The following is a 19,255-nucleotide window of genomic DNA, read 5'->3' as shown; positions in this document are numbered from 1 at the left end:
GCTACCGGCGAGGAGGCCCGTCGTGCCCGGCAGGGTCCGTCTGCGCCGGGCGCCCCGCACGGTCCTGGCGCCATGCCCGGATGCCCGCCACGACCGACGCCGCGATCACCACCCCCGCCACCACGTACGCGATGGGGCGCACGGACGGGTCGGACGCCGCGAAGTAGCCGAGCACCGTGATGAGCACCCCCCAGCTCAGTGCGCCGAACACGTTCGCCGTGAGGAACCGCAGGTACGGCATCCCCGCGATGCCCGCGATGACCGGCACGAACACCCGCGCCCACGGCATGTAGCGCCCGATCACCACCGACCACCAGCCGAACAGCTCGTAGAACCGCTCCGTGCGCACCACGGTGGCCTGCACCCAGCGGCCCTTGCGCGAGGCGAGGTACGGCCGCCCGTACCGGCGCCCCAGCAGGAACGCGACCTGGTCGCCCGCCACGGCGGCGACGCCCACGCCGACGGCGAGCACCCAGATGTCGATCCGCTCGGTGGACCCCGCGACGATGCCCGCGCCGAACAGCAGGCCGTCGCCGGTGAGGAACGGGATGAACACGCCCACGAAGAACGCGGTCCCGACGAAGACCAGACCCCAGACCACCAGGTAGAACGCGAGCGGCCCGAGCACGTCGAGCCAGCCGGCGACGTCGTCCGACACCGCGGTCCTGATCATCTCGGGTGGCCTCCGGTCGGCTGGGGAGCGGGTTGGTTAGGACAGCCTAATCCGTGCCCGGCCCGGCTCCGGTCACGCGCCCGGCCGGTCCACCACCCGTGACATCACCAGGGCCGTGCGGGTCTTGACCACATGGGTGACGGTGCGGATGCGTTCCACGGTGCGCTCGATCTCCTCCATGCTGGTGGCCATGACGTGCACCATGGCGTCGGCGTCGCCGGTCACGGTGGAGACGCGCACCACCTCCGGGATGGGGGCGAAGTCGCGCTCCAGCACCTTGGGGGACACGATGCCGGAGCAGAAGATCTCGACGTAGCCCTCCAGGATCCAGCCCATCGCCTGCGGGTCCACGCGCACGGTGAAGCCCGCGATCTCCCCGCGGGCCATCATGAGGTCGACCCGCCGCTTGACCGCGGGGGCCGACAGGCCCACGGCGTTGCCCACCTCCTGGTACGTCGCGCGACCGTCCCTCAGCAGCTCCGAGACGATTGCCCGGTTCACGGCATCCATGAACGAATCGTTCAATGAGCCGTGTGATTTTGCAAGATTCAGCGGCTGAGAACGCAACGAATGCTCGCCTGTTGTGAACCGCTCGGGCCGTAGCCTCGCCCCATGACGCAGACCACCGCGCAGCGGACCGCCACGCCGCGGCACTACCTCATGTGCCCGCCCACGTACTTCGACGTCGTCTACGCCATCAACCCGTGGATGGACCCGTCCTCGCCCGTCGACACGGCCAAGGCCCTCGCCCAGTGGGAGGCCCTCCGCGACGCCTACGTGGCGCGCGGCCACAAGGTCGACGTCATCGAGCCCGAGCCGGGCCTGCCCGACATGGTGTACGCGGCCAACGGCGGCATCGTCGTCGGCGGACGGGCGCTCGCCGCCCGGTTCACCTACCCGGAGCGCGCGGCCGAGGGCCCCGCGTACGACCGCTGGTTCGGCACGCCGGCCGCCGAGGGCTACCGCCGGCTCGGCGAGGCGAACGAGGTCATGGAGGGTGAGGGCGACCTGCTGCTCATCGGCAAGCTGCTGCTCGCCGGCACGGGCTTCCGCACCACGCCCGCCGGCCACGCCGAGGTGGCCGAGCGCCTGGAGCTCGCCGAGCAGGGCATCGAGCTGGTCCCGCTCGAGCTGGTCGACCCGCGCTACTACCACCTCGACACCGCCCTCTCCGTGCTGGACGACGGCGCCGTCTCCGGCGAGGTCGTCGTCGCCTACCACCCGGAGGCGTTCAGCCCCGCCGCGCAGGAGACCCTGCGTGAGCGCTTCCCCGACGCGATCCTGGTCGGCGCCGAGGACGCCGCCGTGCTTGGCCTGAACGTCGTCTCCGACGGGCTGCACGTCTTCCTCAGCGACCGCGCCGGTGCCTACGCCGACGCGCTCAAGGAGCGCGGCTTCGTGCCCGTCGGCATCGACCTGTCCGAGATCTTCAAGGGCGGCGGCTCCGTCAAGTGCTGCACGCTCGAGCTGCGCCCCGAGACCACCACGCCGTCCGCCGTGCCCGCGCTGACCGGCACGGCGCTGGCCAGCGCCGTCGTCGCGAGCGCGGTGCTCGCCGACGCAGCCGCCACGACCGCCGCCCCCGCCGCCCCCGAGGAGACCCGATGACCACCGTCCCGTACCTCGACGTCGCCGCCACCGCCCGCTGGGTGGCCCGCCGCGGCCCCGAGGCTGCCATCGCCGCGCTGACCGACGCCCTGGACCGCGACTTCGCGCGCTGGCCCGAGCTCGACAAGCGCCCCCGCATCGCGTCGCACTCGCCGGAGGGCGTCATCGAGCTGATGCCGACGTCGGACGCCGAGACCTACGGCTTCAAGCTGGTCAACGGCCACCCGCTCAACCCGGCCAACGGCTTCCAGACGGTCACCGCGATCGGCATGCTGGCCGACGTCGGCAACGGCTACCCGACGTTCCTCGCCGAGATGACGCTGCTCACGGCCCTGCGCACGGCGGCGACGTCGGCCCTGGCCGCGCGCTACCTGGCCCCGGAGAACTCGCGTACGCTGGCCCTGATCGGCTGCGGCTCGCAGGCCGAGTTCCAGGCCCTCGGCATGCGCGCCGAGCTGGGCATCGAGACGCTGCGCGTCTTCGACGTCGACCGCGACGCGATGGAGAAGCTGGCGAAGCACGCCAAGGCGCTCGGCTTCGACGTCGTCCTGGCTGACGATGCCGCGGACGCGGTGCGCGGCGCCGACGTCATCACCACCTGCACCGCCGACAAGCAGAACGCGACCGTGCTGCACGACGCCGACGTGTCCGGCGGCGTGTTCATCAACGCGATCGGCGGCGACTGCCCCGGCAAGACCGAGCTGGACCCGGCGATCGTGGCCCGCGCCAGCGTGTTCGTGGAGCTGCCGGAGCAGACCCGCATCGAGGGCGAGATCCAGCGCCAGGCCGCGGACTTCCCGGTGACCGAGCTGTGGCAGGTCGTCACGGGGGCCGAGCAGGGCCGCCGGAGCCAGGACGAGCTGATCGTGTGGGACTCCGTCGGGTTCGCCGTGGAGGACTGGACCACGCTGAAGTTCGTGCTGGCGGACGTGACGGCGAACGCGCCGGAGCTTCTCGGCCACCTCGACCTGATCGCCGAGCCGTCGGACCCGAAGGACCTGTTCTCCCTGGTCGCCGAGGCCTGACCGGGGCACGCCACCGGACCGGGCACGCCCCGGGACTGGGCACGTGACCCGACGGGGCACGCGACCCCGACCGGGGCACGCCACCGGACAGGGGCACGCCACCGGACAGGGGCGCGCGACCCGACCGGGCACGCGACCCGACCGGGCACGCCACCGGACCGGGCACGCCACCGGACCGGGCACGCCACCGGACCGAGTGCGCCCAGCCGACGTGGCCGCCGCCCGCGTGCCGCTCCGGCACGGCGGCGCCCGGCGTGTCGGCGTCGGGCGTGTCGCTCCGGGAGAGTGTGGTGCGCGGGGGTGTGTTGCGGTGCGTAGACGTTGTCTACCCACCGCAACACACCCCCGCGCACGTAGGCGCGCCCGGCGCGACACGCCCTGCGACACGCCCAGGGCGGCGTGCCGGAGCGTCGTCGGGCGGAGCGTCGTCGGACGAGCCTGGCCGGACGAGCCTCGCAGGCGTCGTTCAGAGGAGCTCGGCGCGGAGCTTCGGCTCGGTGTCGAACGCGTGGAAGGGGTGGGTCGGTACCGTCAGGCGGTGGTGGCCCAGGCGGAGCAGGTCCTGGTCGACGCCGCCCGGGGTGAGCATGAGCATCCAGTCGGCCGCCATGTCGTACAGCTCGGGCTCCAGGTAGCCGATCTTCACCACGACGACGTCGGTGTTGCGCGGGTCCAGGCCGATCGCCGTGAAGTCGCGCTCCAGGTGGTACGGCTTGCGGCGCTCGGTGAGGATCACGCGCAGCCCGCCCACGCGGACGACGGCGACGATGCCCGCGTCGGGGTCGCCCTCGCTCACGTGTTCCACGACCCCGCGCAGGCGGACGGGGCCGTGCGGCCCGTCGTCGACGCGGGCGCCGGCTTCGACGTCGACCGGGACGTCGACCGGGACGTCGAGCGGGGCGTTGGCCGGGACGTCAACGGGGACGTTGGCCGGGTCGTCGACGGGGACGTCGACCGGGAAGTCGACGGGGACGTTGGCCGGGACGTCAACGGGGAAGTCGACGGGGACGTTGGCCGTGACGGGCCCATTGTCTGCCCCGGCGGTCTCGGTACCGGCCCCGACGCCGCCGACGGCCGGGGTCCCGGCGTTCGCCTCGGTGTCGGCCGGCGCGCGCCGCCCGTGCGCCGCCCAGGCTGCCGCGACGGCGCGTGCGGCCTCGGCGTCGGGCAGGGAGGCGTAGATCGCGGTGCGGCCGCCCTCCTCGAGCGGGCGTGCGAAGGCCGGCTCCGCCAGCAGGCGCGCGAGCGTCCAGGTGACGTCGCCGGCGCCGCCTGCCGTGGGGTTGTCGCCCGAGTCGGACAGGAAGTACGGCCGGGCCTCGCTCGCCAGGGCCGTCGCGACGCACTCCTCGTAGGGGGCGGCCGGCGCGACTAACGCGAAGTCGTCGCGCGCGTCCCAGTACCGCCGGGCGAGCTGCTCGGCCTCGCGCACGATCACCTCCTCGTCGTCGCCGGTCACGACGACGGCGGCCCGGCAGCTCGGCTCGTCCGCCCACGCGTACCCGACCCAGAGCGCCGCGTCGACGACGCCGGGGAGGTCGGCCACGCGGGCGACGTCGGCGTAGATCGATGCCGCCGGCTCGATGCGGGTGCTGGTCTTCTCGCCCGGCAGCAGCACGGGGACCTGGAGCCACGCCTTCTTCGGGGCGCCGCCCGACTCCAGCCGGGCGAGCAGGTTCGCGGCCGCGCGCTCCCGCGTCTCCCAGGCGTCCTCGTGCGGGGCCATCCGGTAGCAGGTGATCAGGTCGCTCACCTGCGTCAGCTCGCGCGGCACGTTGCCGTGCAGGTCCATCGTGGTGCTGATCAGCGTCCCGGGGCCGACGGCGGCGCGCACCGCCGCGGCCAGGTCCGCCTCGGCGTCGTCCCGCCCCACCACGGTCATGGCGCCGTGGATGTCCAGCAGCAGGCCGTCGTACGGGCCGTGCTCGTCCTGCTGCGCGCGCAGGGTCGCCACGATCTCGTCGCGCACCGACTCGTACACGTCGGCCGGCACGGCGCCACCGGGCAACGACCGGGCATGCAGCACGCCGGTCCAGTCCGCGGCGTCGCGCAGCGGGGCGCCGTCGGCGAGGAACGGGTAGTGCGCCACGAGCTCCGCGCCGCGGCGGAGCGTGAAGGCCTCCCACCCGGAGCGGTGCGGGGAGAACGTGCTGGACTCGATCGACATGCCGGCGATCGCGATGCGAGGGCTCATCGGGTTCCTTCCGGTGCGGGGGACAGGGCGTGCGGGACGAGGGCGTCCTCCAGCAGGCGGCCCACGCCCACGAGGTTCGCGTCGGCCCCCAGACCGGACGGCACGATCACGAGGTCGCGGGTCATCAGCGGGTGGGCACCCTCGTAGATCTGGCTCCGGATCGCCGAGACGAACGGCTCCAGCGTCGACAGCGCGCCGCCCAGGTACACGGCGCCGGGGTTGAAGAAGTTGACGACCGTGCACAGTGCCGCGCCCAGGTGGCGCCCGGCGGTCCTGGTGAGCGTGGTCGCCACGGGGTCGGCGTCGCGCACGAGGGCGAGCACGTCGGCGGTCGCCGCGACGTCGTACCCCTGCTCGCGCAGCAGCCGCACCAGGGCCGCGCCCGAGGCCACGGTCTCCAGGCAGCCCCGGTTGCCGCAGGTGCACGGGGTGTCGCCGCCGGCGGGGATCCGCGTGTGCGTGATGTCGCCCGCCGCACCGCCCGCGCCGCGGTACAGCCGGTCGTCGACGAGGATGCCGGCGCCGATCGCCGTGCCCGCCTTGACCGACACCGAGTGCCGCGTGCGCCGGGCGTGCCCGAAGTGCTCGCCCACGGCCATCGCGTTCGCGTCGTTCTCGACCACGGCGGGCACGCCCAGGGCGTCCTCCAGCCAGGAGCCGACGTCGAAACCTGACCACCCGGGCATGCGCGACGGGCTGTCGAGGGCGCGCCGCGTGACGTCGACGGGGCCGGGCAGGGAGATGCCGACGCCGAGCAGGTGGCCGGGGTCGGCGCGGTCGACGGGCGAGCCGCCGGGTGCGGCGACCGTGCCGGCCAGCTCGCGCAGGGCGGCCGTGACCTGCGTGAGGACCTGCTCGGGTCCGTCCGCGATCGCCAGGGCGACCTCCGTCGTCGTGACCAGCTCGCCGCCGTGCCGGAGGATGCCGAGCCGGGCGTGCGCGCCGCCGACGTCGACCACGCCGAGGTGGCCCGTGCTGCCCGGGACCCGGAGGGACCGGGGACGCCGTCCGCCGCTGGACGCGCCCTCGCCCGTCTCCTCCAGCGTGCCCGCGGCGAGCATCGCCTGGACGCGCTGGGACACGGTGGAGGCAGAGATGCCGAGCGACTCGGCGATCTCCTTGCGCGACCGGGCGCGGCCGCTCGACACGAGCACGACGATCTCCCGTTCGAGCCGCGGGGCGGCGACTCGGGGACGCGTGGGCTGGGGCACGGGCCTCCTCCAGGACTTCTTGCACGGACGGGACTTCTCGCGCGGAGTTGCTTCACATGTGGAGCAAGTGACGGAGAGAGTCTGCACCACGCCCCAGCCCGGATTCCGCACCGCAGGCTTTGTGCGGTCCCGAATTAACAGACTTGTTACGGATATCGGATAGATCCAGGAAACTTCATCCGTCTACGGTGCTCGATTATTCGGTTGCCGAAGAAAGTCCCTCCGGGATCGGCGGCCCCGCAGACCAAGGAGACCCAGATGCGCACCACGCAGGCCGGACGGGCCGCACGGCTGGTCGTCGGCGCGGCCGCCGCCGTCGCCCTCCTCGCCGGATGCTCGACGTCCTCCGGTGCGGACGAATCAGCCGCCCGCACCGACGTGAACTACGCCCTGCCCGCCAACGCGACCCCCAACTGGATCGTCCCGCTGGGGATCGCGGGCAAGCTCGCGACCCACAACTCCGCCATCACGCGCACCCTCTGGGAGCCGCTCGTCGCCTACGACGGCTCGGAGGGGGAGGTGGGGCGCGTGGCGCAGGCCGATCTCGCCGACGAGATCACCTTCTCCGACGACGGCCGCACCGCGACCATCACCCTCGACGAGGGCCGCACCTGGAGCGACGGCGAACCCGTCACCTCCGCCGACGTGAAGTTCTGGTTCGACCTGGTCAAGGCCAACACGGACGTCTGGGCCAGCTACTCCGAGGGCCGCATGCCCGACAACGTGACCGAGGTGGCCACCCCCGACGAGACGACCGTCGTGCTGACGTTCGACAAGGTCTACAACCCGGAGTGGCTGCAGGCCTCGCAGCTCACGCTCGTCGTGCCGCTGCCCGCCCACGCCTGGGCCAGGACCGCCGACGACGAGCAGCCGGACCCGGCGCTCGCCGAGACGAAGGAGGGCGCCGAGGCGATCTTCGACTACCTCGTCACGCAGGGCGAGGACCTGGGCACCTACGAGTCGAACCCGCTGTGGCAGACCATCAACGGGCCCTACTCGCTGACCGGGTTCACCGACGCGGGCCAGGTCGAGCTCACGAGGAACGAGAAGTACGACGGCGACGACGCCGCCTCGATCGACACCGTCAACCTGCTGCCGTACACCTCCACCGACGCCGAGGTGAACGCCGTCCGCTCCGGCGCCGTCGACTACGGGTACATCCCGACCACGGGCCTGGACGCGCCGGAGCAGTACGAGTCGCTCGGGTACGCCGTCGAGCCGTGGGCCGGCTGGTCCATCACCTACCTGCCGTACAACTTCAACCACCCCGAGCTGGGCCCGGTCTACCGCCAGCTCTACGTGCGCCAGGCGTTCCAGCACCTCGTGGACCAGGAGCAGATCTCCGACGTCATCTGGAAGGGCGCCGCGCTGCCCGGCTACGGGCCGGTGCCGCAGAACCCCGAGAGCGACTTCCTGTCCGACGAGCAGAAGGCCAACCCGTACCCGTTCGGCCCCGAGGCCGCGGCCGCTCTGCTGTCCGACCACGGCTGGACCGCCGGGTCCGACGGCGTGCTGGAGTGCACCCGTCCGGGCGACGGCGACGACGAGTGCGGCACGGACGTCGAGGAGGGCCAGAAGCTGGCCATCACGATCCTCACGCAGAGCGGCTCGGCCGAGACCGACAACATGTTCGCCGAGATCAAGTCGACCTTCGAGCAGGCCGGCGTCGGCGTGACCATCGAGAGCGCGCCGCTGAACACGGTGCTCTCCTCGATCGCCCCCTGCACCGCCGACCAGCCCGACTGCGACTGGGAGCTGCCGTTCTTCGGCACCGCCGGGAGCTGGTACTTCGGTGGCTACCCGAGCGGCGAGCGCGTGTTCGGCACGGGTGCGGCGTCGAACTTCGGCTCGTACTCCGACGAGGAGTTCGACACCCTCATGCACGACTCCACCGAGAGCACCGACCCGTCGGTCATGCAGGAGTACTCGAAGTTCGGCGCCGAGAACCTGCCGGTCATGTGGCTGCCCAACCCCGTCTACCAGGTCTCCGTGATCAAGGAGGGACTGGAGGGCACCACGCAGGACCCGCTCGCCAGCTTCCACCCGCAGCGCTGGAGCTGGGCCGGCTGACATGACGACAGCCATCCCCGCCCAGAGCGGGGCCGAGGTCGCCGTCGTGCCGCCCACCCGGGCGGCGCGCGGCGGCTTCGGCCGCTTCCTGATCCGGCGCGTGCTCCAGGCCCTCGTCGTGATCCTCGTGGTCAGCGTCATCGTGTTCGCACTGCTGCACGCACTGCCGGGCGGACCCGCCCGCGGCGTGCTCGGGCAGCAGGCCACGCCCGAGCAGATCGCCGCCTTCGAGGCCGCCAACGGCCTGGACCAGCCCGTGGTGCTCCAGTACCTGTCGTTCCTCGGGCGCTCGCTGACGGGCGACCTCGGGGAGTCCTACCTGCTCAACCAGTCGGTGGCCGACGCGATCGCGCTGCGGCTGCCCAAGACGCTGCTGCTCACCGGGCTCTCGCTCGTGGTCGCGGTGCTGATCGCCGTGCCGGCCGGCGTCTACCAGGCCGTGCGCCGCAACCGCGCCGTCGACTACTGGCTCTCGACGCTCGCGATCGTCGCCTACTCGACACCCACCTTCTTCCTGGGCATGCTCCTGATCCTGCTGCTCAGCCAGACCGCCGGGCTGTTCCCGGCGGCGGCGCCGCAGGGCACGGGGGTCGCCGAGGTGCTGGCACAGCCGGCCGCGCTGGTGCTGCCGGTGCTCACGGGCGCCGTGCCGATCGTGGCCACGTTCAGCCGGTACATGCGCTCCGCGACGCTGGACAACCTGGGCGAGGACTACGTGCGCACCGCCCGCGCCAAGGGCACCGTCTACCGCCGCGTGGTGCTGCGGCACGTGCTGCGCAACTCGCTCACCCCGGTGGTCGCGATGCTGGGCTACTACCTGCCCGTCATGTTCGGCGGGGCGCTCGTGGTCGAGCAGCTCTTCAACTACCCGGGCATGGGCCTGCTGTTCTGGAGCGCCGCGCAGAGCAGCGACTTCCCGGTGCTGCTGGGCTGCGTGCTGGTCATCTCGGTGGCCACCGTCGTGGGCTCCCTGCTGGCCGACCTGGTCCAGGCCCTCCTGGACCCGCGCACCCGGGGAGGACTGCGATGACCGCGCTGCGCAGGTTCGCCCGCAACCGGCTGGCCGTGGTGGGCGCCGTCGCGCTCGCCGTGCTGGTGCTTTTCGTGCTGGTCGGCCCGCTCGTGTACCCCACCGAGCAGGTCGCGACCGACCTCGGCGCCGCCAACCTGCCGCCCGGCACCGACGGGCACCCGCTGGGCACCGACGCGCTCGGCTACGACAACCTGGGCCGGCTCATGGTCGCCGGGCGGGTGTCGCTGCTGGTCGGCGTGCTGGCCGGGGCGCTCGCGACGGTGGTGGGCACCCTGTGGGGGGCCGTGGCCGGCTACGTGGGCGGCGTCGTGGACGCCGTCATGATGCGGGTGGTCGACGCCGGCATCGCGATCCCGGCGATCTTCCTGCTGCTGGTGCTCTCCACCATCGTGCGGCCGACGGTCGGCATGATGATCGTCGTCCTCGGCCTGGTCTCCTGGCTGGTCCCGGCACGGCTGATCCGCGCAGAGGCCCTGTCGGTCCGCACCCGCGACTACGTGGTGGCGGCCCGCGCGATGGGCGCCTCGCACGGTCGCACCGTGCTGACGCACGTCATCCCCAACACCGTGGGCACCGTGGTGGTGAACGCGACCTTCCAGGTGGCCGACGCCATCCTGCTCGTGGCCTACATCAGCTTCCTGGGCATGGGCGTGCAGCCGCCCACCACGGACTGGGGCGCGATGCTCAACGACGGCATCAACTACATCTACCAGGGCGCCTGGTGGCTCATCCTGCCGCCCGGCCTCGCGATCGTGGTCGTGGTGTGCGCCCTGAACTTCGTGGGCGACGGGCTGCGCGACGTCGTGGACGTGAAGGGGAGGGCGGCATGAGCGAGGTCGTACTGCGCATCCGGGACCTGGACGTCACGTTCACCACCGACTCCGGGGAGGTGCCCGCCGTGCGGGGCATCGACCTGGAGGTAGGGCGCGGCCGAGTGGTCGCGCTGGTGGGCGAGTCCGGCTCGGGCAAGAGCGTCACGTCGCTGTCCGTCCTGGGCCTGCTGCCCGGTACGGCCCGCGTCGCGGGCTCGGTCGAGCTGGCCGACGACGACGGGCTCCGCGACGTGGTGACCACGCCCGAGGAGCAGCTCGTGGACCTGCGCGGTCGCGTGGCGTCCATGGTGTTCCAGGAGCCGATGACGGCGCTCAACCCGACCATGACCCTCGGCGACCAGATCGCGGAGGCGGTGCTGAACCACGAGCCGGTGTCCCCGGCCGCCGCCCGCGAGCGCGCCGTCGAGCTGCTGCGTTCCGTGGGCATCCCCGAGGCGGAGCGGCGGGCGCGGCAGTACCCGCACGAGCTCTCGGGCGGGCAGCGGCAGCGGGTGGTCATCGCGATCGCGCTGGCCTGCGAGCCGCGCCTCATCGTCGCGGACGAGCCGACGACGGCGCTCGACGTCACCGTGCAGGCCGGGATCCTCGACCTGCTGCGCTCGCTCGTGGCGGAGCGGGGGACCGCGTTGCTGCTGGTCACGCACAACATGGGCGTGGTCGCCGACCTCGCGGACGAGGTGGCCGTGATGCGCGCCGGCCGGATCGTGGAGCACGGGCCGGTGGAGCAGGTGCTCCTCGCACCGGAGCACGAGTACACGCGCACGCTGCTCGACGCGGTGCCGGCGGTGCCGCCGGCCGGGCGGGTCGTGGAGCGGGGTACGGAGCGCGCCGAGGGGCGGGTGGCCGGTGCCGGCTCCGGTCCGGGTGGCGGTCCTGGCACGACGGACGATGCACGTCCCGGGGTCGCTGCCGCGGCATCTGCCGGCTCGGGATCTGTCGGCTCGGCATCTGCCGGCGAGGCGGGCTCCGTCGACGAGCGCGAGGTCGTGCTGGACCTGCGCGGTGTCAGCCTCGACTACCGGGTGGCGGGCCGGCACGTGCGCGCCGTCGAGCGGCTGGACCTGACGGTGCATGCGGGCGAGATGCTGGGTCTGGTCGGCGAGTCCGGCTCGGGCAAGTCGACGGCGGGGCGCGCGTGCCTCGGCCTGCTGTCGCCGTCCGAGGGCGAGGTGCTGCTGCTCGGCACGTCCGTGGGCCGTGCCCGGGGCCGCGCGCGGCGGCGTCTGCTGGCCGACGTCGGCGTCGTGTTCCAGGACCCGGGTGCCTCGCTGGACCCGCGCCGGCTCGTGGGTGAGTCGATCGCGGAACCGCTGGTCATCCACGGCCGCGACGGGCGGCGGCCGTCCGCCACCGAACGCCGCGCGCGGGTCCGCGAGCTGCTCGACGCCGTGCGCCTCCCCGCCGGGGCCGAGCGCCGCTACCCGCACGAGTTCTCCGGCGGGCAGCGGCAGCGCATCGGCCTGGCCCGGGCGCTGGCGTTGCGGCCCCGCCTCCTGGTGGCCGACGAGCCCACGAGCGCCCTCGACGTGTCCGTGCAGGCCGAGGTGCTGGGCCTGCTGCGCGACCTGCACGCGGAGCTGGGCTTCGGCTGCCTGTTCATCAGCCACGACCTCGGCGTCGTGCACGAGCTGACCGACCGCGTGGCCGTGCTGCGCGGCGGACGCCTGGTGGAGAGCGGCCCCACGGCGCAGGTGTTCGCCGCACCGCGCGACGTGTACACGGCCGAGCTGCTGGCCTCGGTGCCGACCCCGGACCCGACGGCGCAGCGCGAGCGGCGCGAGGCCCGGCTGCGGCTCGGTGTCGGGTGACGGGCGCACCGACCGCCGGCGTCGACATCGGCGGCACCAAGATCCGCGCCGCCGTGGTCACACCGGGCGGTGAGGTGCTCGCCTCGGCGACCGCGCCGACGCCGTCGGGCGGTGCGGCGATGCTCGACGTCTCGGCAGACCTGGTGGCGCGTGCCGCGGCGTCGGCCAGGGTGCCGGTGGCGGCGGTCGGCGTCGGCGCGGCGGGCGTCGTGGACCCCGGCACGGGCGAGGTGCTGGCGGCGAGCGACTCGTTCGTCGGATGGGTGGGCACGGACCTGCGTTCCGGGCTCGCGTCCCGGACCGGTCTGCCGGTCACGGTCGCGAACGACGTGGACGCGTTCCTCGTCGGGGAGGCGACCTGGGGTGCGGTCCGCGGCGTCCGGTCGGCGGCGGGCATCGCGCTCGGCACCGGCGTCGGGGGCGCGCTGTGGCTGGACGGCGGGCTGTACCGGGGCGCCGGTGCGGCCGGGGAGATCGGGCACATGCCCGGGTTCGGCGACGCGCCGTGCACCTGCGGGCAGCGGGGGCACCTGGAGACGCTGGCGTCGGGGCGGTCGGTGGAGCGGCGGTATGCCGAGCTGGTGTCGGAGGGGGTTGGGTCTGGGGGTGTGGGGGCCGGGGGTGTGGGGCCTGCGGAGGTGCGGCCTGCGTTGGTGTGGCCTGCGGAGGTGGGGCCTGCGGAGGTGCGGCCTGCGTTGGTGTGGCCTGCGGGGGTCGCGGCCGAGGGGGTGGGGGCCGAGGGGGTGGCGCCTGCCGGGCGGGGTTTGGATGCGCGAGGCCGAGGCTTGGACGAACGGGGCGGGTCCGGGCCCGTCGGTGCGGCTGAGATCGAGGTCCGGGCTCGGGCCGGGGACCCGCTGGCGCTCCGGGTGCACGCGGACGCGGGGCACGCCGTCGGGTCGGCGGTGCTCGTCGTGGCCGCACTGCTCGACGTCGGCCACGTGGTGGTGGGCGGCGGCCTGGCGCGCGCGTGGGACCTGCTGGAACCCGCCCTCCTGGCGCGGCTCCGCGAGGCGCCGCCCGTGTCGGGGCACCCGGTCGAGGTGCGTCGTGCTGCCCTCGGCGGCGATGCGACGGTCGTGGGTGCGGCAGCCCTGGCGCGGCGGCCCGCGAGCTGACGCGACGCGCTGCTGCGGTGCGCTCCTGCTTGGTGCGCTCCTGCTTGGTGCGCTCCTGCTTGGTGCGCTCCTGATCCTGGCGGTCCGACCGCCCGGGTCGGTCGAGTGCCGGCATACCGGTTCTGACCGCCCGGGTCGGTCGAATGTTCGGCATGCCGGCGTCGCCACAGAAAGGTGCGCTTCTACCCAGTCATCAGGCCCAAGATCGTGTCGGTTTCTGGGCCTGATGACTGGGTAGAAGCGCACAATCGGAGGGGTGTCACGCGTGCCACCCCGCTCAGGCTGGCGCGCCCGCCACCCCACGGGTCGGCGCGCTCACCCCGCGGGTCGGCGCGCCCGCCACACCGCGGCTCGGCGCGCCCGCTACCCCACCCCGGTCGGCAAGCCCCTCATCGCGCGGGCCCGGAAACCCGCTAAGGCAGCGTCCAGCGCTGAACAGTGCTCCCGTCGCAGTTGGCGATCTCCGTGCGGGTGCCGTCGTTCTGCACCCGGCCCACGGGCTGGAGGCAGCGCCCGGACTGCGGGTTGCGCAGCGCCTGGGTGCCGCTCACGGCGGTCCACTGCTGCGCCCCCGTGCCGTTGCAGTCCCAGAGCTGGACCGGGGTGCCGGCCGCGGTGCCGCCGCCCGAGACGTCCAGGCACTTGCCCAGCGCCCGGACGGTGCCGTCGGTGCCGACCGTCCACTGCTGGGCGGCGTTGCCGTTGCACCAGGCGAGCTGGATCGGCGTGCCGTTGGCGGTGTTGGCGCCGGCCACGTCGAGGCAGATGCCGTTGGACGCCGTGACGGTGCCGGTGCGGCTGCCCCCGCCGCCGGTGGAGTCGTAGACGCGCACGTAGTCGACCACCATCTGCTGCGGGAACTGGGTGGTCCCGTCCGGGTAGCCGGGCCAGTTGCCGCCGACGGCGACGTTCAGGATGAAGAAGAACGGCTGGTCGTACACCCACGGGTTGCCGCCGGTGTTCGCCGTGGTGAACGTCTGGTAGGCGACGCCGTCCACGAGCCACGTGATGGAGTTGGGGCTCCAGTCGACGGCGAAGGTGTGGAAGTCGTCGGCGAACGACCAGCCCTGCGGGTGCATGTACTGCCCGGTGATGGGGTTGCCGCCCGAGTACCCGGGGCCGTGCAGCGTGCCGTGCACCAGGTGCGGCTCGCGGCCGATGTTCTCCATGATGTCGATCTCGCCCGCGTCGGGCCATCCCGTGTTCGGGAACTGGCCGCCGAGCATCCAGAACGCCGGCCAGATGCCCTGCCCGCGCGGGATCTTGATGCGCGCCTCCAGGCGACCGTACTGCGGCTGGACCTTGCCCTTGGTGGTCAGGCGCGCGGACGTGTAACCCCCGTTGCCGTCCTGCCGGGCCGTGATCACCAGGTTGCCGTTGCCGTCCAGCGCGGAGTTCTGACGCGAGTTCACGTAGTTCTGCAGCTCGTTGTTGCCCCAGCCGCCCGCACCGGTCTCGTGGTTCCAGTTGGCGGCGTTGGGCGCGCTGCCGGCAGCGCCGTCGAACTCGTCCGACCAGGTCAGGGCCGCTGCCAGGTCCTGGGCGGATGCGGCCGGTGCGGCGGCGTCGTCCGCGGTGGGCCCGGCGTCGCCGGTGCGCGGTGCGGCCGCCGAGGCCGCGAGCGAGGCCGACAGGACGAGCGACAGGGCGGCCGTGGCCACCAGTGCGGTGCGGGTGGTGCGGTGTCTGGTGCGACGCATCGAACGCTCCTTCGCGGACATGTCCTCCCGCTGCGCTGGGGCGCGACGGGTGCGGTGCTCAGGAGAAGTATTTGGCGCCGTTTCGCGGCAGACAACGATCTGACCGGCACATACGGGTTTTCCCCGACGGCGTCCACGGCGTGCCGCGCCGGAAGGGGTGAAAAGGCCCCGTACACGACGACGGCGCCCGGCCGCGTGGAGCGGTCGGGCGCCGTCGGTGGAGCGCCTGGGATCAGGCGGCGGTGGTGACCTCGATGCGCTGCGGCGTCGTGCCGGCGAAGACGCCCGGCACGGTGACCGTCAGCACGCCCGCGTCGTAGGACGCGCGGACGGCGTCGCCGTCCACGGCCTTCGGCAGCGTGACGGTGCGGCGGAAGGAGCCGAAGCGGACCTCCGAGATGCGGCGGCCCTCGGACTCCTCCGAGCGCTGGTCCTTGCGCTCGCCGCGGACGACGAGCTTGCGGCCCTCGACCTCGACGGTGATGTCGTCGGCCGGGTTCACACCCGGCAGGTCGAGGCGGGCGACGAGGTCCTCGCCCTCACGGTAGACGTCGGCCGCGGGCACGGGGCCCTCGGCGGCCAGCGTCTGGCTCCACGGGTCGCGGAGCCAGGTGTGGGCGAACGGGGAACGGGTCAGAACGGTGGTCATGATGTCCTCCTCGGGCGGGGTCTGATGACCGGTACAACCTGAGTCGACCCGACTCAATTTCCGGGTTCGCCGACGGCGGACGCCGCCCCGGGACCACGAGGTCAGTGGCGGGTGATCGTCAGCGTCGCCTCGTCCGGGCCGACGGCGACCTCCGCCGTGCCGCCCACCGGGAGGGTGAGCAGCGGGCTGGTGTGCCCGAAGTCCACGCCCGCCAGGACCGGCTTGCCGCGCAGGGCGGGCTGACGCGCGACGATCTCGTCGAGCGCCTCGCGCGTCACGCCGGAGCTCGCCTGGAACCGGCCGATCACCAGGCCGGTGACGCCGTCCGCGCCCGGCTGCTGGAGCAGGGCCGTGAGGTGGCGGGCCACGTGGGCGGCGTCGGACTCGAAGTCGTCCTCCAGGAACAGGAGTGCGCCGTCCAGCGAGGGCAGGTACGGGGTGCCGTGCAGCAGCGCCAGGGTGCTCAGGTTGCCGCCGACGACCCGGCCCGCGGCCCGCCCCGGCCGCAGCGGCCACCAGCCCTCGTTCGGTACGGGCGTGCGGGCGTCCTGGTCGGCGAACCACAGGTCGTCGGTCCAGGCGGCCGAGGGCTTCACGACGATCGGGGCGTCGTCGGTCACGGCCGCGCGGAACCAGTCCCCGGTGGGCTCGAAGTGGTCACGCATGCCCCAGCTCGACCAGTGCGGTCCGGAGTACGTGACCAGACCGGTGCGCGCGAGGATCGCGTTCTGCAGCGCGGTGATGTCCGAGTAGCCGCAGAAGACCTTCGGGTTCGCCGCGATCAGGTCGAAGTCCAGGTACGGCAGCAGCTCATTGCTGTTGAAGCCGCCGATCACGGTCAGGATCCCCGCCACGGACGGGTCGGCGAACGCGGCGTGCAGGTCCGCGACGCGGTGCTCGACGGTGCTGCTGCGGAACTGGTCGTCCTCGTCCACGTGCTCACCGAACGTGAGCGTGAGCCCCATGGCGGCGAACCGCTCGTCGATCCACCGGGTGTTGTCGTGCTCCATGACCATGGTCCGGGACCGCGCGGGAGCGATCACCCGGAGGGTGTCGCCACGGCGGAGCCTGGGCGGGACGACGGTCTCTACGTGCTCTGGCATGGCTGCAGCCTAGGACGGTGGTGGCCGTGCGGGCTGCGAGGTCCGCTGCGCAGGTCGGGCCAGGACCGACAGGTCACCCGTGGATCGGGCCGTGGGTCTCGCGCAGCGGTCTGGCCGAGGCGCCCGAGCGGGTCGCGATCATCTCGGCCGCGATCGAGACCGCCGTCTCGTCCGGGGTGCGGGCGCCCAGGTCGAGGCCGATCGGGCTGCGAAGTCTCGCCAGTGCCTCGGGCGGTACGCCGTCCTCGATCAGCCGCGCCTCGCGGTCCGCGTGCGCACGGCGGGAGCCCATCGCGCCCACGTACGTGCCGGCGGGCAGACCGGTGAGCGCGGTGCGCAGCAGCGGCACGTCGAACTTCGGGTCGTGGGTGAGCACGCAGACGGCGTCGCGCCCGGACACGCGCCCGGCCTCGATCTCGGCGGCGAGGTAGCGGTGCGGCCAGTCCACGACCAGCTCGTCCGCCTCCGGGAAGCGCTGTGCCGTGGTGAAGATGGGGCGCGCGTCACAGACCGTGACGTGGTAGCCCAGCAGCCGTCCGGCGCGGGTCATCGCGGCGGCGAAGTCGATGGCACCGAACACGAGCAGGCGCGGGCGGGGTGCGAACACCTGGAGGAAGACCTGCGTCCCGGTACCCGTGCGCTCGCCGTGCGGTCCGTACTCCCGCAGCGTGGAGAGTCCCGCGGTGATCTGCCCGACGGCGTCCGCGGCGACGGCGGCGTCGAGGTCCGCGTTGCCTAGCCCTGCGTTGCCGAGCTCTGCGTCGCTCAACCTTGCGTCGCCCAGCCCGGGCGCGGGCGCGGGTCCGGGCGGGAACCTCGGACCGGGGCCGGCGCTGGCGCCGGGTTCGGCTGGTGCGGCCTCGAGGACGATCAGGTGCCGACCCACCGTCGTACCGCCCGGTGCGGCCACGACCGTGGCCAGGCAGACGCCGCCGCCGGCTGCCGCGTCGGCGTGGGTGCTCGTCGCGGCGTCGCTACCCGGCGTCGTGCGTCCGATCGCCCGCCGTGCGAACGCATCGAAGTCCGGCCAGGCGTCACGGGAGAGCGGCGCGACGAAGAGCTCGATGGTCCCGCCGCAGGTCAGACCGACGTCGAAAGCCGCCTCGTCGGACACGCCGTAGCGGACCAGTGCGGGGCGGCCGGTCTCGGCGACCTCCAGGCACACGTCGTACACCGCGCCCTCGACGCATCCGCCGGACACGGAGCCGATCACCTCGCCGCCCGGTCCGACGGCCATCGCGGCGCCCGGTTCACGTGGCGCCGACCGGAACGTGCGCACCACCGTGGCGACGGCGGCGCGCTCGCCGGTGCGCCACCAGTCCAGCAGCTGCGGCAGCAGATCCCGCATGCGGCGCACCTCCTTCCGATCACGAGCCCGGCACCCGTGTACGCCTGCCCGGCACGCGTGTCCGTCCGCTCGGCACGCGTGTCCGTCCGCTCGGCACGCGTGTCCGTCCGCTCGGCACTCGCGTCCGTCCGCCCGGCACGCCGAGCCCGTTCCGGCCCACTGTCGGAACCCGCCGGGCACTTCTCCGTCAGCGTCCCACTTCTTCGTCACGGCCGGAAGTCGCCCGCGTGACAGCCGCATCAAACGACCACCTGACGCACCGGCCCGAACGGAGCGATGATGGAAGGACCGCAACGACGCGAGGAGGACCCATGAAGGCAGCAGTGGGCGACCGGATAGTGACGGCCTCGGGAGTGGTCGGCGGCGCGGTGCGTGACGGCGTGGTGACCGAGTGTCCCCACGACGACGGGTCGCCGCCGTACCGGGTCAGGTGGTCCGACACGGGCGAGGAGACGCTCGTCTTCCCAGGCGCGGACACGATCGTCGACCCGGGCGCGCCGACCGGGAGCACGACGGCGGAGCCTGCTCACCCGGGCCGCGCGCTCACCTGGGACGTGCGGATCACCGTGGTCGAGTCCGGGGACAGCACCACGGCGGAGGCGATGGTGATGAACGGCCCGCCGGAGTCGCTGCGCGGCGTCGGGCACGCGCGGAAGGCGCCCCAGGATCCCGAGGTGCCGATGATCGGCGACGAGATCGCGGCGGGCCGGGCGTTGCGGCGGCTCGCGGACCGGCTGCTCGCGGTCGCCGAGAGCGACGTCTCGGCGGCAGTGGGGCACAAGGCGCACCTGCACCGGTAGGTGCGGCCCCGGTGGGCGATGCGGTCGCAGATCCAGGAGCGGGCCGTGCGTCGGGGCGGTTCGGTGTGGTGGCTTCGGTCAG

16 protein-coding genes are annotated in these 19,255 nt (G+C 73.4%); 8 read left to right on the top strand and 8 right to left on the bottom strand.

All coding sequences use genetic code 11. From position 1 onward, the window contains the following. Nucleotide 1: 1 nt before the first annotated feature. Together ACO229_RS17225 and ACO229_RS17220 are read right to left on the bottom strand one after the other, a co-directional pair. Nucleotides 2–673 (bottom strand): DedA family protein, encoded by a 672-nt coding sequence (locus ACO229_RS17225; RefSeq protein ID WP_423462252.1) that lies wholly within the window; start codon nucleotides 671–673, stop codon nucleotides 2–4. Between the two features lie 72 nt (nucleotides 674–745). Beyond that, nucleotides 746–1,183, bottom strand: a complete 438-nt coding sequence (locus tag ACO229_RS17220) for an Lrp/AsnC family transcriptional regulator (protein ID WP_119139119.1) — start codon at nucleotides 1,181–1,183, stop codon at nucleotides 746–748. Nucleotides 1,184–1,285: 102 nt separating this feature from the next. On the opposite strand from ACO229_RS17220, the gene ddaH reads away from it, so the two are divergent. Together ddaH and ACO229_RS17210 are read left to right on the top strand one after the other, a co-directional pair. Further along, a complete protein-coding gene (gene ddaH / locus ACO229_RS17215; protein ID WP_423462251.1) occupies nucleotides 1,286–2,281 on the top strand; it encodes a dimethylargininase in 996 nt (331 codons plus the stop codon). Next, nucleotides 2,278–3,306 (top strand): ornithine cyclodeaminase, encoded by a 1,029-nt coding sequence (locus ACO229_RS17210; protein WP_423462250.1) that lies wholly within the window; start codon nucleotides 2,278–2,280, stop codon nucleotides 3,304–3,306. Before ddaH ends, ACO229_RS17210 begins: the two co-directional genes overlap by 4 nt. A 466-nt stretch (nucleotides 3,307–3,772) precedes the next feature. On the opposite strand, the gene ACO229_RS17205 is transcribed toward ACO229_RS17210, so the two are convergent. Together ACO229_RS17205 and ACO229_RS17200 are read right to left on the bottom strand one after the other, a co-directional pair. Continuing rightward, entirely contained in the window at nucleotides 3,773–5,500 is a 1,728-nt protein-coding gene (locus ACO229_RS17205) for a M81 family metallopeptidase (protein WP_423462249.1), read from the bottom strand. Next, on the bottom strand, nucleotides 5,497–6,711 hold the full coding sequence (locus tag ACO229_RS17200) for an ROK family protein (protein WP_423462248.1): 1,215 nt from the start codon (nucleotides 6,709–6,711) through the stop codon (nucleotides 5,497–5,499). Before ACO229_RS17200 ends, ACO229_RS17205 begins: the two co-directional genes overlap by 4 nt. Nucleotides 6,712–6,969: 258 nt before the next feature. On the opposite strand from ACO229_RS17200, the gene ACO229_RS17195 reads away from it, so the two are divergent. The 5 genes from ACO229_RS17195 to ACO229_RS17175 are packed head-to-tail and all read left to right on the top strand — an operon-like array spanning nucleotide 6,970 to nucleotide 13,573. Further along, entirely contained in the window at nucleotides 6,970–8,781 is a 1,812-nt protein-coding gene (locus ACO229_RS17195) for a peptide ABC transporter substrate-binding protein (RefSeq protein ID WP_423462247.1), read from the top strand. A gap of 1 nt (nucleotide 8,782) precedes the next feature. Further along, nucleotides 8,783–9,811, top strand: coding sequence for an ABC transporter permease (locus ACO229_RS17190; RefSeq protein ID WP_397414177.1), 1,029 nt, complete (start codon nucleotides 8,783–8,785; stop codon nucleotides 9,809–9,811). Next, on the top strand, nucleotides 9,808–10,644 hold the full coding sequence (locus tag ACO229_RS17185) for an ABC transporter permease (RefSeq protein WP_423462246.1): 837 nt from the start codon (nucleotides 9,808–9,810) through the stop codon (nucleotides 10,642–10,644). Before ACO229_RS17190 ends, ACO229_RS17185 begins: the two co-directional genes overlap by 4 nt. Continuing rightward, on the top strand, nucleotides 10,641–12,455 hold the full coding sequence (locus tag ACO229_RS17180; RefSeq protein ID WP_423462245.1) for a dipeptide ABC transporter ATP-binding protein: 1,815 nt from the start codon (nucleotides 10,641–10,643) through the stop codon (nucleotides 12,453–12,455). The genes ACO229_RS17185 and ACO229_RS17180 overlap by 4 nt, the downstream gene beginning before the upstream one ends. Continuing rightward, nucleotides 12,452–13,573 carry an ROK family protein gene (locus ACO229_RS17175; RefSeq protein WP_423462244.1) on the top strand — a complete coding sequence of 374 codons (1,122 nt, stop codon included), beginning with the start codon at nucleotides 12,452–12,454 and terminating at the stop codon, nucleotides 13,571–13,573. Before ACO229_RS17180 ends, ACO229_RS17175 begins: the two co-directional genes overlap by 4 nt. 413 nt (nucleotides 13,574–13,986) lie before the next feature. Here ACO229_RS17175 and ACO229_RS17170 read toward each other — a convergent pair whose 3' ends face one another. From ACO229_RS17170 to ACO229_RS17155, 4 genes are all read right to left on the bottom strand, one after another. Beyond that, on the bottom strand, nucleotides 13,987–15,273 hold the full coding sequence (locus ACO229_RS17170; protein WP_423462243.1) for a family 16 glycosylhydrolase: 1,287 nt from the start codon (nucleotides 15,271–15,273) through the stop codon (nucleotides 13,987–13,989). A 232-nt stretch (nucleotides 15,274–15,505) separates the two neighbouring features. Beyond that, nucleotides 15,506–15,922, bottom strand: a complete 417-nt coding sequence (locus tag ACO229_RS17165) for an Hsp20/alpha crystallin family protein (protein WP_397431464.1) — start codon at nucleotides 15,920–15,922, stop codon at nucleotides 15,506–15,508. Between the two features lie 101 nt (nucleotides 15,923–16,023). Next, nucleotides 16,024–17,025, bottom strand: coding sequence for an LD-carboxypeptidase (locus ACO229_RS17160; protein ID WP_397431463.1), 1,002 nt, complete (start codon nucleotides 17,023–17,025; stop codon nucleotides 16,024–16,026). 73 nt (nucleotides 17,026–17,098) lie between these two features. Continuing rightward, on the bottom strand, nucleotides 17,099–18,373 hold the full coding sequence (locus ACO229_RS17155; protein ID WP_423462242.1) for an XdhC family protein: 1,275 nt from the start codon (nucleotides 18,371–18,373) through the stop codon (nucleotides 17,099–17,101). A gap of 311 nt (nucleotides 18,374–18,684) precedes the next feature. On the opposite strand from ACO229_RS17155, the gene ACO229_RS17150 reads away from it, so the two are divergent. Continuing rightward, nucleotides 18,685–19,173, top strand: a complete 489-nt coding sequence (locus ACO229_RS17150) for a dsRBD fold-containing protein (protein ID WP_397414159.1) — start codon at nucleotides 18,685–18,687, stop codon at nucleotides 19,171–19,173. Nucleotides 19,174–19,255 lie beyond the last annotated feature (82 nt).

The organism is Promicromonospora sp. MS192, assembly GCF_049532985.1.
Classification (GTDB): Bacteria; Actinomycetota; Actinomycetes; order Actinomycetales; family Cellulomonadaceae; genus Promicromonospora.
This window is presented reverse-complemented; position numbering and strand designations above follow the sequence as displayed.

Excerpts from the sequence above, each read along its gene's own strand:
- ACO229_RS17165 (WP_397431464.1), bottom strand. The coding sequence starts at position 15,922 with ATGACCACCGTTCTGACCCGTTCCCCGTTCGCCCACACCTGGCTCCGC.
- ACO229_RS17220 (WP_119139119.1), bottom strand. The coding sequence starts at position 1,183 with ATGGATGCCGTGAACCGGGCAATCGTCTCGGAGCTGCTGAGGGACGGT.
- ACO229_RS17190 (WP_397414177.1), top strand. The coding sequence starts at position 8,783 with ATGACGACAGCCATCCCCGCCCAGAGCGGGGCCGAGGTCGCCGTCGTG.
- ACO229_RS17180 (WP_423462245.1), top strand. The coding sequence starts at position 10,641 with ATGAGCGAGGTCGTACTGCGCATCCGGGACCTGGACGTCACGTTCACC.
- ACO229_RS17155 (WP_423462242.1), bottom strand. The coding sequence starts at position 18,373 with ATGCGGGATCTGCTGCCGCAGCTGCTGGACTGGTGGCGCACCGGCGAG.
- ACO229_RS17210 (WP_423462250.1), top strand. The coding sequence starts at position 2,278 with ATGACCACCGTCCCGTACCTCGACGTCGCCGCCACCGCCCGCTGGGTG.
- ACO229_RS17185 (WP_423462246.1), top strand. The coding sequence starts at position 9,808 with ATGACCGCGCTGCGCAGGTTCGCCCGCAACCGGCTGGCCGTGGTGGGC.
- ACO229_RS17160 (WP_397431463.1), bottom strand. The coding sequence starts at position 17,025 with ATGCCAGAGCACGTAGAGACCGTCGTCCCGCCCAGGCTCCGCCGTGGC.
- ddaH (WP_423462251.1), top strand. The coding sequence starts at position 1,286 with ATGACGCAGACCACCGCGCAGCGGACCGCCACGCCGCGGCACTACCTC.
- ACO229_RS17195 (WP_423462247.1), top strand. The coding sequence starts at position 6,970 with ATGCGCACCACGCAGGCCGGACGGGCCGCACGGCTGGTCGTCGGCGCG.
- ACO229_RS17170 (WP_423462243.1), bottom strand. The coding sequence starts at position 15,273 with ATGCGTCGCACCAGACACCGCACCACCCGCACCGCACTGGTGGCCACG.
- ACO229_RS17205 (WP_423462249.1), bottom strand. The coding sequence starts at position 5,500 with ATGAGCCCTCGCATCGCGATCGCCGGCATGTCGATCGAGTCCAGCACG.
- ACO229_RS17150 (WP_397414159.1), top strand. The coding sequence starts at position 18,685 with ATGAAGGCAGCAGTGGGCGACCGGATAGTGACGGCCTCGGGAGTGGTC.
- ACO229_RS17225 (WP_423462252.1), bottom strand. The coding sequence starts at position 673 with ATGATCAGGACCGCGGTGTCGGACGACGTCGCCGGCTGGCTCGACGTG.